Source organism: Aliiruegeria lutimaris (assembly GCF_900099935.1).
In the GTDB taxonomy this organism is placed as follows: Bacteria; Pseudomonadota; Alphaproteobacteria; order Rhodobacterales; family Rhodobacteraceae; genus Tropicimonas; species Tropicimonas lutimaris.
This window is the reverse complement of the sequence record NZ_FNEK01000038.1, coordinates 1-13724: the sequence shown is the minus strand read 5'-3', so window position 1 is coordinate 13724 and position 13724 is coordinate 1. Positions and strand designations below refer to the sequence as shown.

Below are 13724 nucleotides of genomic sequence, written 5' to 3'. Positions count from 1 at the left end.
CTGGACGCAACCTAGAGCAAGCACAAACAGGGGGAAAGATATGGCGCGTGTTGCATTTCTTGGATTGGGAGTCATGGGCTACCCGATGGCGGGGCATCTGGCGAAGGCCGGTCACGAGGTGACGGTCTACAACCGAACGACGGCGAAGGCGCAGGCATGGGTCGAACAGCATGGCGGCAAGCTTGGCAAGACACCGTCCGAGGCGGCGGCGGGCGCTGATTTCGTCATGGCCTGCGTCGGCAATGACGACGACCTGAAACAGGTCTGCACCGGCGAGCATGGCGCCTTCGAAGCGATGGCGGCGGGGACGGTCTTCGTCGACCACACCACGCTTTCGGCGCGGATGACGCGGGAAATGAATGCAGCGGCCGACGCTCGGCAGGTCTGTTTCGTCGATGCGCCGGTCTCGGGCGGGCAGGCGGGAGCGGAAAACGGTCAGCTCTCGGTGATGTGCGGCGGAGACGAAGGGGCGTTCCTTCGGGCCGAGCCGATCATCGGCGCATATGCAAGGACATGCCGTCGCCTTGGCGGGAGCGGTGCCGGGCAGTTGACCAAGATGTGCAACCAGATCGCCATTGCCGGGATCGTGCAGGGGCTCTCCGAGGCGTTGCATTTCGCCGAGAAGGCCGGGCTGGATGCGCATGGCGTGGTCGAGGTGATCCGCGGGGGCGCGGCGGCCTCCTGGCAGATGGATAACCGGGCAAAGACGATGCTGGAAGATCATTACGATTACGGCTTCGCGGTCGACCTGATGCGCAAGGACCTGAAGATCTGCCTTGGCGCGGCGGATGAGATCGGGGCCACCGTGCCGGTGACGGCGCTGGTCGACCAGTTCTACAAGGACGTGCAGAACATGGGCGGCGGGCGTTGGGATTCCTCGGCGCTCTTCAAGCGGATGCGTTCGCTGGGCTGAGCCGACGCGGACACAGATTTTCCACGCCGCGCAGCGGCGCGACCCCCGCTCGGGCTCTGCCCGGCGGGGATTCCCTGTCGTCGGTTCCAGCGCCTGCCACTGGCTGCGGCAGGGAGCGCTGCCCCCGTCGTCGCAAGCGACGCCCCCCCCCCCGGGATATTTTCGGTCAGAAGAAGCCCGGCGTGGTCGGGATTTCCCCTCTTCGTCATATTGCGGGTATTCTCAAAACAGTTTCCGCCGGATTGTCGCTTCGGGGTGAAAGCCCCTTCTAATCCGTTGACTTGTGGGCATAGATGGAGCCATGGATGAGAGCCAGCCCGTCGATGCGCCTGAAGCGGGGCCCGTGAGGCGCCGCAAGGTGATCTATGTGCCCGGCTACGACCCGTTCAATGCCCGCAGGTACCGCGAACTCTACCGAAGCGAGTCCCGCGAACAGGCGGCGCTCTCGGGCTATTCGATCACCATTTCCGCGCGCGACAAGCCAGAGCATTACGGTTGGCATGTCGCGGCAGACATGGAAGGCGCGCAGGTCGAGAGCGAGGTGGTCCTGTTGGCCTGGTCCGATATCGTCAAGGAGTCGATGGAGCGCGGGTTGTGGCAGACCTATCTGCAAATGCTGCGCACGATGCGGGTCTATGCCTGCTCGGGGGCGTTTCGCGGCATCTTGCAGTTGAACAAGGGGCCGGTCATCGGCGCGTTCTACCCGGTCGTCTTTCTGGTCCTGCAATTATTATTCGCGCTGGCAGTCGCCTTTGGTCTCGGCTGGGGGATCGCGCAAATCGCGCCGTGGTGGCTGGGCTTGGCCGGGCTGGCGGTCGTGGCGCCGATCCTGCGCTGGTTCGCGCGGCATGACAACTTGATCCTTGCCCGCTACCTGCTTCACACCTTTGCCTTTTCCTGCGAAAGCGGCGGCGCGTACCCGCCGGCCTTGGAGGCCCGGATAGCCACGTTCGAGCGGGTCGTTGCCGAGGCGCTGGAAGCGGATGTGGACGAGGTACTGGTCGTGGGGCATTCGCTGGGTGCGCATGTCGCGATCTCCATGCTGTCGGACCTGATCCGCGCTGGTAAGCACCGCCCGCATGGGCCGGTCCTGTCGCTTCTGACCCTTGGCCATGTGATCCCCATGGTCTCGTTGTTGCCGGGAGCGGCCCGGTTGCGGGCGGATCTGAATTTCCTCTCGGCCTGCGAGGCGTTGTGCTGGATCGACGTGACCGCGCCGGGGGATGGCTGCACCTTTGCGCTGACCGATCCGGCGGCGATATCGGGCGTGGCGCCGGAGAACCAGCGATGGCCGCTGATCCTGTCGGCCGCCTTCAGCCAGACGCTGAGCCCGGAGCGGTGGAAGGCCCTGCGCTGGCGCTTCTACCGGTTGCATTTCCAGTATCTCTGCGCTTTCGACCGCCCGAACGACTATGATTACTTCCGCATCACGGCGGGGTCGCAGACGCTGTGCCAACGGCTTGGCCACCGCAAACCGTCGCCCGGTGTGAAGCGTCGATGCGTGTCGAAACAGACCAGCATGGAGCTACGCGATGTCTGATCTGCCGCCGAAACCGCGTGCGCGCCCCGAGCGGGTGTCATTGCTGCGCTATGTGCGGCTCTTTCGGCAGGATATCCTTTCGGCGCAACCGGCGAAGCTTTACAGGGCCTGGATGGCCGAGTTCCGCACGCCGTTCTTCCATTCCTACATGATCAACCAGCCGGATCTGGTGAAGACGGTGCTGGTCGAACGGCCCGACGATTTCCCGAAATCGGATCGGGTGCGGGAGGGGTTGGAACCGCTCCTGGGCAACAGCGTCTTCGTGACCAATGGCGAGGTTTGGAAGCGGCAGCGGCGCATCATCGACCCGGCTTTCGAGGGCGGACGGCTGCGCGAGGTGTTCCCGGCGATGTGGGACGCGACGCAGGCGGCGGTTGCGCGGCTCTCGGCGCGGGCTGGCGCGGAGCCTGTGGAGATCGAGGCCGAAACGAGCCACGCCGCCGCCGACGTGATCTTTCGCACGCTGTTTTCCATTCCCATCGAGCACGAGGTGGCGGCGGCGGTGTTCGACGAGTTCCGTGCTTACCAGCGCACCCAGCCGCTGGTGAACCTTGCTGCGTTCCTGCCGATTCCGCGCTGGTTGCCGCGTCCGCACCGCCGTTCCACGCGTCGGAGCGCGGAGGTGATCCGGGGGTTGATCGCGCGGTTGACGGAGGAGCGGCAGGCGCAAATCGCCACCGGAACCGCGCCGGACGACCTTGCCACCAAGATCATGACCACGCGCGATCCGCAGACCGGCGAGCGTTTCGATTCCGCCGAGATGGTCGACCAGGTGGCGATTTTCTTTCTCGCCGGGCACGAGACGTCCGCGTCGGCGTTGGCCTGGGCGCTCTACTTGCTTGCGCGCTATCCGGAAGCTCAGGAGCGGATCGCGGCGGAGGCCACGGAAGCCCTGAACCCGGAAAAGGAAGATTTTTCAGCGATTTCCAGGCTGAACTTTACCCGAGATGTGTTCCGGGAAGCGCTGCGCCTGTACCCGCCGGTGCCAATGATGGTACGGCAGGCCACAAAACAGGAGCGCTTCCGGGATCGCGTGGTGCGAAAGGCCAGCCAGATCGTGATTTCGCCCTGGCATCTGCACCGGCAGCCGCGTCTTTGGGACAATCCCGACGGGTTCGACCCGGACCGTTGGAAGACCGCGAATGGCAAGCGGTGCCAGCGCGAAGCGTTCATTCCGTTTTCCGCCGGTGCGCGCGTCTGCACCGGCGCAGGCTTCGCGATGATCGAAGGTGTCCTGCTGCTGGCGATGCTTGTCCGGACATTCCGGATTTCACCCGTCGAGGGGCGCGAACCGGTTCCGGTGGCGCATCTGACAGTGCGGGCAAGGGACGGGATCTGGCTGCGGCTGGAGCCGCGTCAGGTCTCGGAGAGCTTGCGCTGATACTCGCGCAGCACGAAAAGGCGGATTGCCGAGGCGAGGCCCATTTCCAAACCGCGATCACGGTCGATCTCGGCGGCGAGCGCGTTGATCGGCTGGCCGCGTTCGGCGGCGATCTCGCGGAAGGCCTTCCAGAACTCGTCTTCGAGCGACACGCTGGTGCGGTGACCGGAAAGGGTTAGCGAGTGCTTGACCGGACGGTTCACCGCCGCCGCTCCGCGCGCAGGCGGATTTCCGGGCCATAGAGGTCCAGCCCATGTTCGAGATCCGGGAACCGAGCCAGCACCTCGGCGCGCTGGCGGCTGTTGCCGGGGAGGGGATGCAGGGCATTGGCATGCAGGGTCTCGACCGCCAGCCCGTCCACGGCGATCAGCGCGTGTTCCTCGGTCATCAGTTGGACGTAGGTCACCGCACGGGCGGGCGCTGCCTTGATGCCGAGCAGGCCGATCATCTCGCGCGCTTCGATCAGCACGCCATTCTCCGGGCCGCCCGGGAGCGTCAACAGCAGCCCGGCCAGGGGCGAGAGGCGAATGTCCATGCGCGGGCTGCCGCCGGCAAGGGCGTTGCGTGGTACCGTCACCGGGCCGATCTCGGGCATCTCGGCCATTTGCTTGGGGCTCACGGCGCGCTTGCCGATCCAGTGCAGGGGCAGGGCGCCCTTGTCGATGGTCAGGACCACATCGTCGATTTGAAGCTGGCCGGCTGGTTTCGGGCCTTGTGGCGTCATCACCCGAGTCTCGGCCGCGATGGCCGATTGCAGCCAGGCGCCGGGCAGAAGCGGCATGTCGGGAATGTCGATCCGCGCTTCAGCCGTCAGCACAAAGGGGCGCGGCGCCGTGCGCGCGGCGTTCACGGGGCGTGCCCGTGCAAAGGCCTTTCCGGGGATGTTTTCCATGCCCTGGCTCTCTCGCTTTCCTGCCTCGATCCGCCCATGGGCGGCGGCGTCTTGTGCGCCGTTCGTTGTTGCGAGAATCATCGCTCCGCCGCTGCGTCTCAGCAAGCGCGCAGAAGGGGAATGCCGGGTCTTGTGACGATTTTGCCCTAGTCTTTCCCGGTGTCGTCCGGGTCCAGACGGCCTTGCTCGTGCAGCTTGCTCTCGCGCAGGGCTTCGTCGCGGGCACGCTTCTTCTCGGCCTTGGTCAGGCCATGCAGCACCGCGTTGCGGTCGGCCTGTTCCCTAGCCTGTTTCCGGGCCCGCTCCTTGCGGGCCCGGTTGAGATTGATCGGCTTCGCCAAGATCAGGCCTTCGGCTTCGGGCCGACCATGTTCTCGGGGCGCACGACGGCGTCAAAGGTCTCCGCGTCCACGAAGCCGAGCGCGATGGCCTCTTCCTTCAGCGTGGTGCGGTTCTTGTGCGCGGTCTTGGCAACCTTGGTGGCGTTGTCGTAGCCGATGGTGGGCGCCAGTGCGGTAACCAGCATCAGGCTCTCGTCGCGCAGCTTCTCGATGCGCTCGCGGTCGGCCTTGAGGCCCACGACGAGGTTGTCGGTGAAAGCAGAGCAGACATCGCCGAGAAGTTGCATGGATTGCAGCACGTTATAGGCGATCATCGGCTTGTAGACGTTGAGCTCGAAGTGACCTTGCGAGCCGGCCATGCCAACGGCCATGTCGTTGCCCATCACGTGGCAGCAGACCTGGGTCATGGCTTCGCACTGGGTCGGGTTGACCTTGCCGGGCATGATCGAGGAGCCGGGCTCGTTCTCGGGCAGCAGCAACTCGCCGAGGCCGCAGCGCGGGCCGGAGCCCAGCAGGCGGATGTCGGATGCGATCTTGAAGAGCGAGGCGGCGACCGTCTTGAGCGTGCCGGAGATCTCGACCATTGCGTCGTGGGCCGCCAGCGCTTCGAACTTGTTGGGCGCGGTGACGAAGGGCAGGCCGGTGATCGCGGCCATGTTGTCGGCGACCTGCACGTCCCAGCCCTCGACAGTGTTCAAGCCGGTGCCGACGGCAGTGCCGCCCAGGGCCAGCTCGTTGATGTCATCGAGCGCGATCTCGATCCGTTCCATCGACTTGGCAACCTGGTGCACGTAGCCCGAGAACTCCTGGCTGAGCTTGATCGGGGTGGCATCCTGGGTGTGGGTCCGACCGATCTTGATGATACCGTCGAACTCCTCGACTTTCGCCTCCAGCGCGGCATGGAGCTTCTTCAGGCCCGGCAACAGCACCGCCTCGGCCTGCATCGCGGTGGCGATATGCATGGCGGTCGGGAAGACGTCGTTGGAGGACTGACCCATGTTGCAATGGTCGTTCGGGTGGATCGGATCCTTGGAGCCGATCACGCCGCCCAGCATCTCGATGGCGCGGTTGGCGATGACCTCGTTGGAGTTCATGTTGGACTGGGTGCCCGAACCGGTCTGCCAGACGACGAGCGGGAAGTTGTCATCGAACTTGCCGTCGATCACTTCCTGGGCGGCGTCCATGATGGCCTTGCCGAGCTTTTCGTCCAGCTTGCCATTCTCGACATTGGCCATCGCGCAGGCCTTCTTGATGACGCCGAGCGCGCGGACGATCGGGATGGGCTGCTTTTCCCAGCCGATCGGGAAGTTCATGATCGAGCGCTGCGTCTGCGCGCCCCAATACTTGTCTGCGGGAACTTCGAGCGGGCCGAAGCTGTCGGTTTCGGTGCGGGTCTGGGTCATGGATGATCCTCCGGGTGAACGTTGCCAGCCGTTTATCCTCCACAGGACGCGGGGGCAATTGAACGGTGCGCCGCAGGGGGGCAGCGGGGGCAATCACGCAGGAATGCAGTTCAGCGTGTCGCCCTTAGCGGCAACTCGGCGTCGAAGGGTCTTTCGGGCTGTGTCGACCGATCGCAACTCTCAAGCTGGCTTAACCAAGTGGCGTCCCGGTCGCCTTGCGTCCAGAACGGCCGGCGGACGCGCGACGGATCGCGGGCCTGTAGGAATTGCAGCAGGAAGCGTGTACGGTCTCGGCCCTCCTCGACGTCGAGCACTTCCAGTTTCCCGGGATCCGCGCTCATCACCGGGCCACGCGCGCTGCGGGCGAGCCCAGAAACCGTGCTGACCGCGTCGCGATAGATCTCGAGCCCCTTTCGAAGCGGCACTTCGAAATAGTGCCGTGGGCCTGTGTCGCGTTCGACGAACATGTAGTAGGGCAAGATTCCAAGCCGCACCTGATCTGTCCAGTTCCGCGCCCAGACCTCGGGATCATCGTTGATTCCCTTGAGCAGCGGACCTTGGCTGCGCAGCACGGCGCCCGCGTCGCGAAGGCGTCGGATGGCTTCATGCGCTACCGGGTTGTCGACCTCGCGCCAATGGTTGAGATGAACCATGATCGCTATACTTCGGCCGGCACGCGTTACCCGTTCCACCAGGCGCAGGAAGTCGTCCGCGTCCGGATCGGTCACAAAGCGCTGCGGCCAGAAGGTCAGGCTCTTGGTCCCTATGCGGATATTCTGCACACGGTCCAACTCGGGCTCCAGAAGTGGGTCGATCAATTCGGCAAGACGATGGGTTGCCATGATCATCGGATCGCCGCCGGTAAAGAGCACGTCCGTCACATCGGGGTGCGCATGAAGATAACGGCGCAGGTTTTCCGCCTCTTTGCTGGCGAATTTGAGCGAGGTGTCGCCGACGAACTGCGCCCAGCGGAAGCAGAAGGTGCAGTACGCGTGGCAGGTCTGACCGCGGGCGGGAAAATAAAGCACGGTTTCGCGATACTTGTGCTGAAAACCTGACAAGTGCTCATTGCCGACCTTGGGTACGTTTTTCTCGCGCTGCCCGGAGGGGTGCGGGTTCAGGTGAGCGCGGATGTTCTCAGCGGCGCTCTGGATCTCGGCCATTGGTGCGTCCTTTTCGACCAACTTGAGGATATGTCCGTAGTCGCTCGGTGCGAGCATCTCTGTCGCCGGGAAGACCAATCTGAAGATCGGGTCGTCTGGCCCGCAATCCCAGTCAATCAAGGTGGATGTAACATGGCTGTTAACGCGGAATGGCAGAACCTTTGCAACGATACGGAGCGCGAGCCGGGTTTCCTCGTGCAGGCGGTGCCATTCGGGCATGCGGGACAATGTCTCGGCGCCAATAGCACGGTATCTGGTCTCAGAGACGGGCACTTGCATATTCTGTTTCCAAATCTAACGCGCACGCTTGGAAGGTAACGAGCCGTTACGTCATCCAGATCGACAGCCGATGCTGTCCGGATCGCGCTTCGACATTTGCCGTCCCAAAAATGCGCACACGGCGCGGCGCCTAATCTCGTGGCGCGAAATCTGTTCGTAGCTGAGGAAATGTTAACGATTCGCCTGAAGCGCGCAAGAAATTGCTTCGTAGCGTCGACCAGGAAACGAAAAACGCAACCAATAGGTTGGGATTTCCGAGGATCGTCCACGAATTGTCAACAAGCGGATCGCGATGAAATTCCGCTTTCTCTGCCTGCAAGGCCGGGTTCAGGGGAGCAATTAGCATTCCGACTAGCCGGCACCAAATTTGTAGTTGCCTTCCGACGATGCCCTACTTCCGGAAACTGTCGAGGCTCACGATCTCCGCGTCGCGCTTCTCGTCCTCGGCGGGCACGACATTTTCAGCCAGCGGTGCTTCCGGAACGTCTCCGTCTTCTTCGACCTCGGAGAGATAGTCTTCATCGTCGTCATTGGAAGAGTTTTCAAAGCGCAGGCCGAACTCCACGGACGGATCAACAAAGGTGTAGATCGCGTCATAGGGAATGTAGAGCGGCTCGGGGCTGTCGCCGAAATTGAGCGTGACCGAGAAGCCCTCGTCTGTGACGTCGAGATTATCGAACCAGTGCTGAATAACGACCGTCATTTCCTCCGGATAGCGGTCATGCAACCAGTCCGCGATGGCAACATCGGGATGCGTGGTATCGAAGGTGATGAAGAAGTGATGCTGGCCGGGCAATCCAGTCCGGGCAACTTCTCCCAGCACATTCTGGATCAGGCTGCGCATGGCCCTATGCATGAGCTTTCCGTAGTCGATGCCTTCCGACATGGGCCTCTGTTTCCTTCTTGTCGTACCACCCGTGATGTTGCGCTCAGCATAGGGGATTCGAAGGGGATTGGTAGTCCTCCCCGTGTGGGCGCAGTGATCCCGAAATTGATTTGTTTCGACCCTTGTAAAAATACGGGGTCTCTACTCCGCGAGCTTTGCAGCATTCGGCGGGATTGTCGCGTGTTTTTCAGCAGCTGCCTGAGAAAATTCCGGCAAGAGATTGCTAAAGAACGAAAATTTTGGAAATTTTTGCCGGGGTGCCGCTTGCTTCGCATCATTTGCGGGTGCTTCGGCTGCACCTGGGGGCCGGGGCGAACAGCGAGGGACCATACATATAGCCAAAACTGATCCCATTTGGCTTTGTCGTTCTTGCGCTTGCTGGCTGCGCGTCCGAGCCTGAGCCGGTCTAAGTCCAGCCGACCTTCGACCAGGAACTGCCAGTTGCTTGGCAGGGTATGAACTGGCCGTGCTCGAAGATTCCGGCGCAACTGTCTGCACACCGATTCAGCAAGGCGATTCCGGCGGCCTCTCAGATGGGGACCGCCAGAGCTTGTTGAGATGAACGCGGATCTGCATCGTCGACTCACGCCGGCGACATCAATTTAGGCGCGCGTTTTCGTTCAGGAAAGCCGCTGGCCGGTCATGCACAGGGCCAGCGCGTTTTCCGGGACCAATCCCAGTTTTTCGAAAAGACCGAGGAAATCTAGGCAGTTGAACGCCTCGACAATGCGTCCATCCACGATGCGCGCCACCAGCATCCCGCTTCCGGAGATCGTCTGACCGGTCATCAGCACGGTCGCGTCGAACGTGGCCATGACCGAGATCCACTCGCCTTCCTCGACGGTTTTCTCAAGCGTGACCCGCGTCACCTTGAGCTGTTCCAGCAAGGCGGCGACGAATTCGTGGAATTCCTCCCCGCCAATCTCAAGGTCGGGCATCAGCCCGCTGGCCTCTGCCGAAGCATCGAAAAACGCCTCGGCTTCCTCAACGGCTCCTGCAACCCAAACTCGGTCGTAGAAAGCTTGAATCAGTTCCATTTTTCCTGTCATTGCGCACCTCTGTTTTGCACAATGCTAGGCCAAGGGACTGAAAAAACCCTGAACGGATACTCGCCTATAATTGGAAAGGTGCAGGTTTCTGTTGCCAGGTACCTGCGAACCCCGCCAGACCTTGCTAGAGGCCTGGGCTTAGATTTCGGTATTGGTCACTGCATTACGCAGCGACGGCCACCGGAGCACGATTGTCATTGGCAATTATGCTTTACGGACCGATAACGGTGGTACCTCACCGAGCAAAAGCTAACCCCTTTAGACGTCCGTCGATCCTATTTCGGCCCCATGATCCCCCAATGCGGGATTTATGGTGGAGCCGCCGGGTACCGCCCCCGGGTCCGAGCCGTTTATTACGAGCGCGTTTATCGCCATAGTCCCCGAGGGAACGTACCAAAAGTAAGCGCTTCCTGGCCCCGGTTCAAGCGGCAAGTCAGTATCTTTGCATGATCTTTGCATCCGGGACATCGAAGGTGTAGGCGAAGAAGACCGCAGGTCTTTCCGGAGGACGCCGATGCCCAGTGTTTTTTCGTCCAAGATGCGTTTTCGCAATTTGAGCGAGGCCGAGATCCTCGCCCTGGCGATCTCCTCGGAGGAGGATGACGGCCGGATCTATCGCAATCTCGCTGCCAAGGTGCAGACTGAGTACCCTTCGACGGCCGCCATATTCATCGACATGGCGGAGGAGGAGGACACGCATCGGCAGCGGCTGATCGAGATGTTCCAGGCGCGTTTCGGCTCCGACATCCCACTGATCCGCCGCAGCCATGTAGCCGGATTCTATGACCGGAAGCCGGAATGGCTCACCAGCCAGCTCCCGATTTCCCGGATGCGCGAGATCGTGGCCGAGATGGAGTTCGAATCGCGCAGCTTCTACGAGAAGGCCGCGGCCAGGGTCACCGATGCCGAAACACGGCGTCTTCTGGGCGATCTGGCGGCGGCGGAGGCCGGGCACGAACACAGGGCCGGCGAGCTGGCCGAGACACATCTGACAGAGGAAGCCCTTGGCGAGGAAAATCTGCAGGCGCATCGGCAATTCATCCTGACCTGGGTGCAACCGGGACTGGCGGGTCTGATGGATGGTTCGGTCTCGACCCTGGCGCCGATCTTTGCCGCGGCCTTTGCCACAGGCGATACCTGGAACACCTTCCTTGTCGGGCTCGCGGCCTCGGTGGGGGCGGGGATCTCGATGGGCTTTACCGAAGCTGCCTCTGATGACGGCGCGATTTCCGGGCGCGGCAGCCCGCTCAAACGCGGCATTGCCTCGGGCGTCATGACCACGCTGGGTGGGCTCGGCCACGCGCTGCCCTACCTGATTCCCGATTTCTGGACCGCCACGATCATCGCCGTGATCGTCGTTTTCATAGAGCTGTGGTCGATAGCCTGGATCCAGAATCGGTTCATGGAAACGCCTTTCTGGCGGGCCGCGATGCAGGTCGTGCTTGGCGGCGGTCTCGTTCTGGCCGCCGGTATCCTGATCGGCAGCGGGTAACGCCGCGCCGCAGCAGAAACGCTTGACAGCATCGCGCTCTGGCGCATCCTTTTTTGCGAAAACGGGGAACAGGAACCAGGGCCGATGATAACGGTCGAGTATGTGCGCCTCATGGCGCGTTACAACCTTTGGCAGAACAATGCCTTGATCGCCGCGGCCGAGACGCTGGATCAAGCCGCGCTTGACGCCGATCGTGGCGCCTTTTTCGGCTCGATCCTGGCGACCTTCAATCACCTGCTATGGGCCGACCAGATATGGATGTCGCGGCTGGATGGTTGGGCAGCACCACAAGTCGGCATCTCCGGCAGCGTTTCGCTCTGGCCGACGCTCGCGGCCTGGAAGGCCGACCGAATGCGCGCGGATGGCCGGATTCGTCTGTGGGCGCAACGACTTAGGCCGATAGACCTGCGTGGGCCGTTAATCTGGTATTCCGGATCGCAGGGCCGGGACATCTCGCGGCCCGTTGCAACCTGTGTCATGCACATGTTCAATCATCAGACCCATCACCGTGGTCAGGTCCATGCGATGCTGACGGCGGCGGGCGCGACGACGACGGATACCGACCTGGTGTTCATGCCCGAAGACACGTGAAACGAGGCGCCGCGAGCGTGGCCCTCTAGCAAGGAGAGTGCCGAGATGCGCGCATTGATCGTTGAAAAGAACGAAGACGGTAAGACCTCGGCAGGGGTGCAGGAGATCGACGAGAGCCGACTGCCCGAGGGAAATGTCACCGTCGCGGTCGAGTATTCCACCGTGAACTACAAGGACGGGCTCTGCATCGGGCCGGGCGGCGGGCTGGTGCGCGTCTACCCGCATGTACCGGGGATCGACTTCGCCGGTACGGTCGAGACGAGCGACGATGCGCGCTACAAGCCCGGCGACAAGGTCGTGCTAACCGGCTGGCGCGTGGGGGAAGCGCATTGGGGCGGCTATGCCGAGAAGGCCCGGGTGAATGCCGATTGGCTCGTGCCGCTGCCCGAGGGCCTGAGCACGAAGCAGGCCATGGCGGTGGGAACCGCCGGCTTTACCTCGATGCTGGCGGTGATGGCGCTGGAAGCCCACGGGTTGAAGCCGGAGAATGGTGAAGTGCTGGTCACCGGCGCCTCGGGCGGTGTCGGGTCGGTCGCGACCGCGATCCTGGCCAACCTCGGCTATGACGTCGCCGCGGTGACCGGGCGTCCGGAACAGTCGCAATATCTCGCCAACCTGGGCGCTTCCAAGCTGGTAACCCGGGACGAGTTGGCGGAGACGATCAAGCGGCCGCTGGAAAAGGAAACCTGGGCAGGCTGTGTCGATGCCGTGGGCGGGTCGATGCTGGCACGTGTTCTCGGCCAGATGAAATACGGCGCCTCTGTCGCGGCTGTCGGCCTCGCCGGCGGCGCACAACTCCCTGCGACGGTCGTTCCTTTCCTGCTGCGCGGCGTTAACCTGCTTGGCATCGACTCCGTCATGCAGCCCTATGAGAACCGTCTCGTAGCCTGGAAACGCATCGCCTCCGACCTGCCGATGGAAAAGCTCGAAGGGATGATGGTGGACGCGACGCTGGCCGATCTGCCGAAGCTGGGCGCCGACATCCTCAAGGGCCAGGTGCGCGGCCGCGTTGTTGTGGACGTGAATGCCTGACGGCGGTCCCTTCGGGCATATCTCCGTTTCTTTTGCTTCATGGCGGCCGCGAGAAACCAATCGCGGCCGTTGACAGGGGCTTCGCCGCCACGCTCTTGTCAGCACCCTCCGGAAGTATTTTTTCCGGGAAGAAAAACGGCTTCTTGTTGGCGGAAATACTCTCGCCGAAGGCACGATCCAAAGGATCGTTCGCGCGTGAGGGGCGCGCGCTGAATTCGGGGCCCTGCGGGAGACTGGGAAGAATTCAGGCCAGGAGGCAATTTTTCACTTGAAGCCTCCGGCGAGGGCCGGTACATCCCCGCTCACTCTCGGATGCGGGCGTAGCTCAGGGGTAGAGCATTACCTTGCCAAGGTAAGGGTCGTGAGTTCGAATCTCATCGCCCGCTCCAAGAGAGACCGGAAATCGGTCACATAGCCAGTGAAGCGCGGGCGTAGCTCAGGGGTAGAGCATTACCTTGCCAAGGTAAGGGTCGTGAGTTCGAATCTCATCGCCCGCTCCACTGTCAAGAAATCAGACACACCCTCTATAAAATTTGCTTATTTATCAGATTTTTAGAGCAAAACCGTCGGGTCAATCTAAAGACTATCTTTGCGGATTGTGGCAAAATCAGAGAGAACTGATTTCAGTCGAGTTCGAATCTCCAAACTGTAGCCAACACGACGTTGAAGCACTAGAGCGTGTCGCGGCCTATCTGATTCAGGCTTCCCAGATTGGTTGTGATGTGATTCCCTTCTGTTGAGGCAGATATAGGGGTCTCAGAT

Annotated in this window: 13 protein-coding genes, 2 tRNA genes and 1 other RNA gene; 8 read left to right on the top strand and 8 right to left on the bottom strand. The window is 62.2% G+C overall.

Annotation, left to right across the window (positions count from 1 at the left end; genetic code table 11):
• The first annotated feature begins 40 nt into the window (after positions 1 to 40).
• The 3 genes from BLR85_RS16960 (at position 41) to BLR85_RS16950 (ending at position 3834) form a co-directional block, all read left to right on the top strand.
• Positions 41 to 913, top strand: a complete 873-nt coding sequence (locus tag BLR85_RS16960; protein WP_093158913.1) for an NAD(P)-dependent oxidoreductase — start codon at positions 41 to 43, stop codon at positions 911 to 913.
• A gap of 301 nt (positions 914 to 1214) precedes the next feature.
• Positions 1215 to 2453 carry an alpha/beta hydrolase family protein gene (locus BLR85_RS16955; RefSeq protein WP_093158908.1) on the top strand — a complete coding sequence of 413 codons (1239 nt, stop codon included), beginning with the start codon at positions 1215 to 1217 and terminating at the stop codon, positions 2451 to 2453.
• Positions 2446 to 3834, top strand: coding sequence for a cytochrome P450 (locus BLR85_RS16950; RefSeq protein ID WP_093158904.1), 1389 nt, complete (start codon positions 2446 to 2448; stop codon positions 3832 to 3834). Before BLR85_RS16955 ends, BLR85_RS16950 begins: the two co-directional genes overlap by 8 nt.
• Here the strand turns inward: BLR85_RS16950 and BLR85_RS16945 are convergent.
• The 8 genes from BLR85_RS16945 to ssrA all read right to left on the bottom strand — a co-directional run bounded on the left by BLR85_RS16945 (position 3810) and on the right by ssrA (position 10276).
• On the bottom strand, positions 3810 to 4037 hold the full coding sequence (locus BLR85_RS16945) for a ribbon-helix-helix domain-containing protein (protein ID WP_093158900.1): 228 nt from the start codon (positions 4035 to 4037) through the stop codon (positions 3810 to 3812). The genes BLR85_RS16950 and BLR85_RS16945 overlap by 25 nt on opposite strands.
• The gene (locus BLR85_RS16940) at positions 4034 to 4807 is read right to left on the bottom strand and encodes a Hint domain-containing protein (protein WP_093158895.1); all 774 of its coding nucleotides are present in this window, start codon (positions 4805 to 4807) and stop codon (positions 4034 to 4036) included. The genes BLR85_RS16945 and BLR85_RS16940 overlap by 4 nt, the downstream gene beginning before the upstream one ends.
• Before the next feature lie 65 nt (positions 4808 to 4872).
• Positions 4873 to 5067 carry a DUF4169 family protein gene (locus BLR85_RS16935; RefSeq protein ID WP_139188433.1) on the bottom strand — a complete coding sequence of 65 codons (195 nt, stop codon included), beginning with the start codon at positions 5065 to 5067 and terminating at the stop codon, positions 4873 to 4875.
• 2 nt (positions 5068 to 5069) lie between these two features.
• On the bottom strand, positions 5070 to 6470 hold the full coding sequence (fumC, locus tag BLR85_RS16930) for a class II fumarate hydratase (protein WP_093158886.1): 1401 nt from the start codon (positions 6468 to 6470) through the stop codon (positions 5070 to 5072).
• Between the two features lie 110 nt (positions 6471 to 6580).
• Entirely contained in the window at positions 6581 to 7852 is a 1272-nt protein-coding gene (locus BLR85_RS16925) for a KamA family radical SAM protein (RefSeq protein ID WP_093158881.1), read from the bottom strand.
• Positions 7853 to 8303: 451 nt separating this feature from the next.
• Positions 8304 to 8798 carry an SspB family protein gene (locus BLR85_RS16920; RefSeq protein ID WP_093158876.1) on the bottom strand — a complete coding sequence of 165 codons (495 nt, stop codon included), beginning with the start codon at positions 8796 to 8798 and terminating at the stop codon, positions 8304 to 8306.
• 620 nt (positions 8799 to 9418) lie between these two features.
• On the bottom strand, positions 9419 to 9835 hold the full coding sequence (locus tag BLR85_RS16915; RefSeq protein WP_170844610.1) for an ester cyclase: 417 nt from the start codon (positions 9833 to 9835) through the stop codon (positions 9419 to 9421).
• Positions 9836 to 9924: 89 nt separating this feature from the next.
• Positions 9925 to 10276: a transfer-messenger RNA gene (gene ssrA / locus BLR85_RS16910) on the bottom strand.
• A gap of 85 nt (positions 10277 to 10361) precedes the next feature.
• Here ssrA and mbfA point away from each other — a divergent pair.
• The 5 genes from mbfA to BLR85_RS16885 all read left to right on the top strand — a co-directional run bounded on the left by mbfA (position 10362) and on the right by BLR85_RS16885 (position 13462).
• Positions 10362 to 11339, top strand: a complete 978-nt coding sequence (gene mbfA / locus BLR85_RS16905) for an iron exporter MbfA (RefSeq protein WP_093158866.1) — start codon at positions 10362 to 10364, stop codon at positions 11337 to 11339.
• Between the two features lie 84 nt (positions 11340 to 11423).
• Complete coding sequence (locus BLR85_RS16900; RefSeq protein WP_093158861.1) at positions 11424 to 11930, top strand: DinB family protein; 507 nt, start codon at positions 11424 to 11426, stop codon at positions 11928 to 11930.
• Between the two features lie 45 nt (positions 11931 to 11975).
• Entirely contained in the window at positions 11976 to 12962 is a 987-nt protein-coding gene (gene acuI, locus BLR85_RS16895; protein ID WP_093158856.1) for an acrylyl-CoA reductase (NADPH), read from the top strand.
• Between the two features lie 314 nt (positions 12963 to 13276).
• Positions 13277 to 13351: transfer RNA gene (locus tag BLR85_RS16890), tRNA-Gly, on the top strand.
• Between the two features lie 36 nt (positions 13352 to 13387).
• Positions 13388 to 13462, top strand: a tRNA-Gly gene (locus BLR85_RS16885).
• The last annotated feature ends 262 nt before the right edge of the window (positions 13463 to 13724 follow it).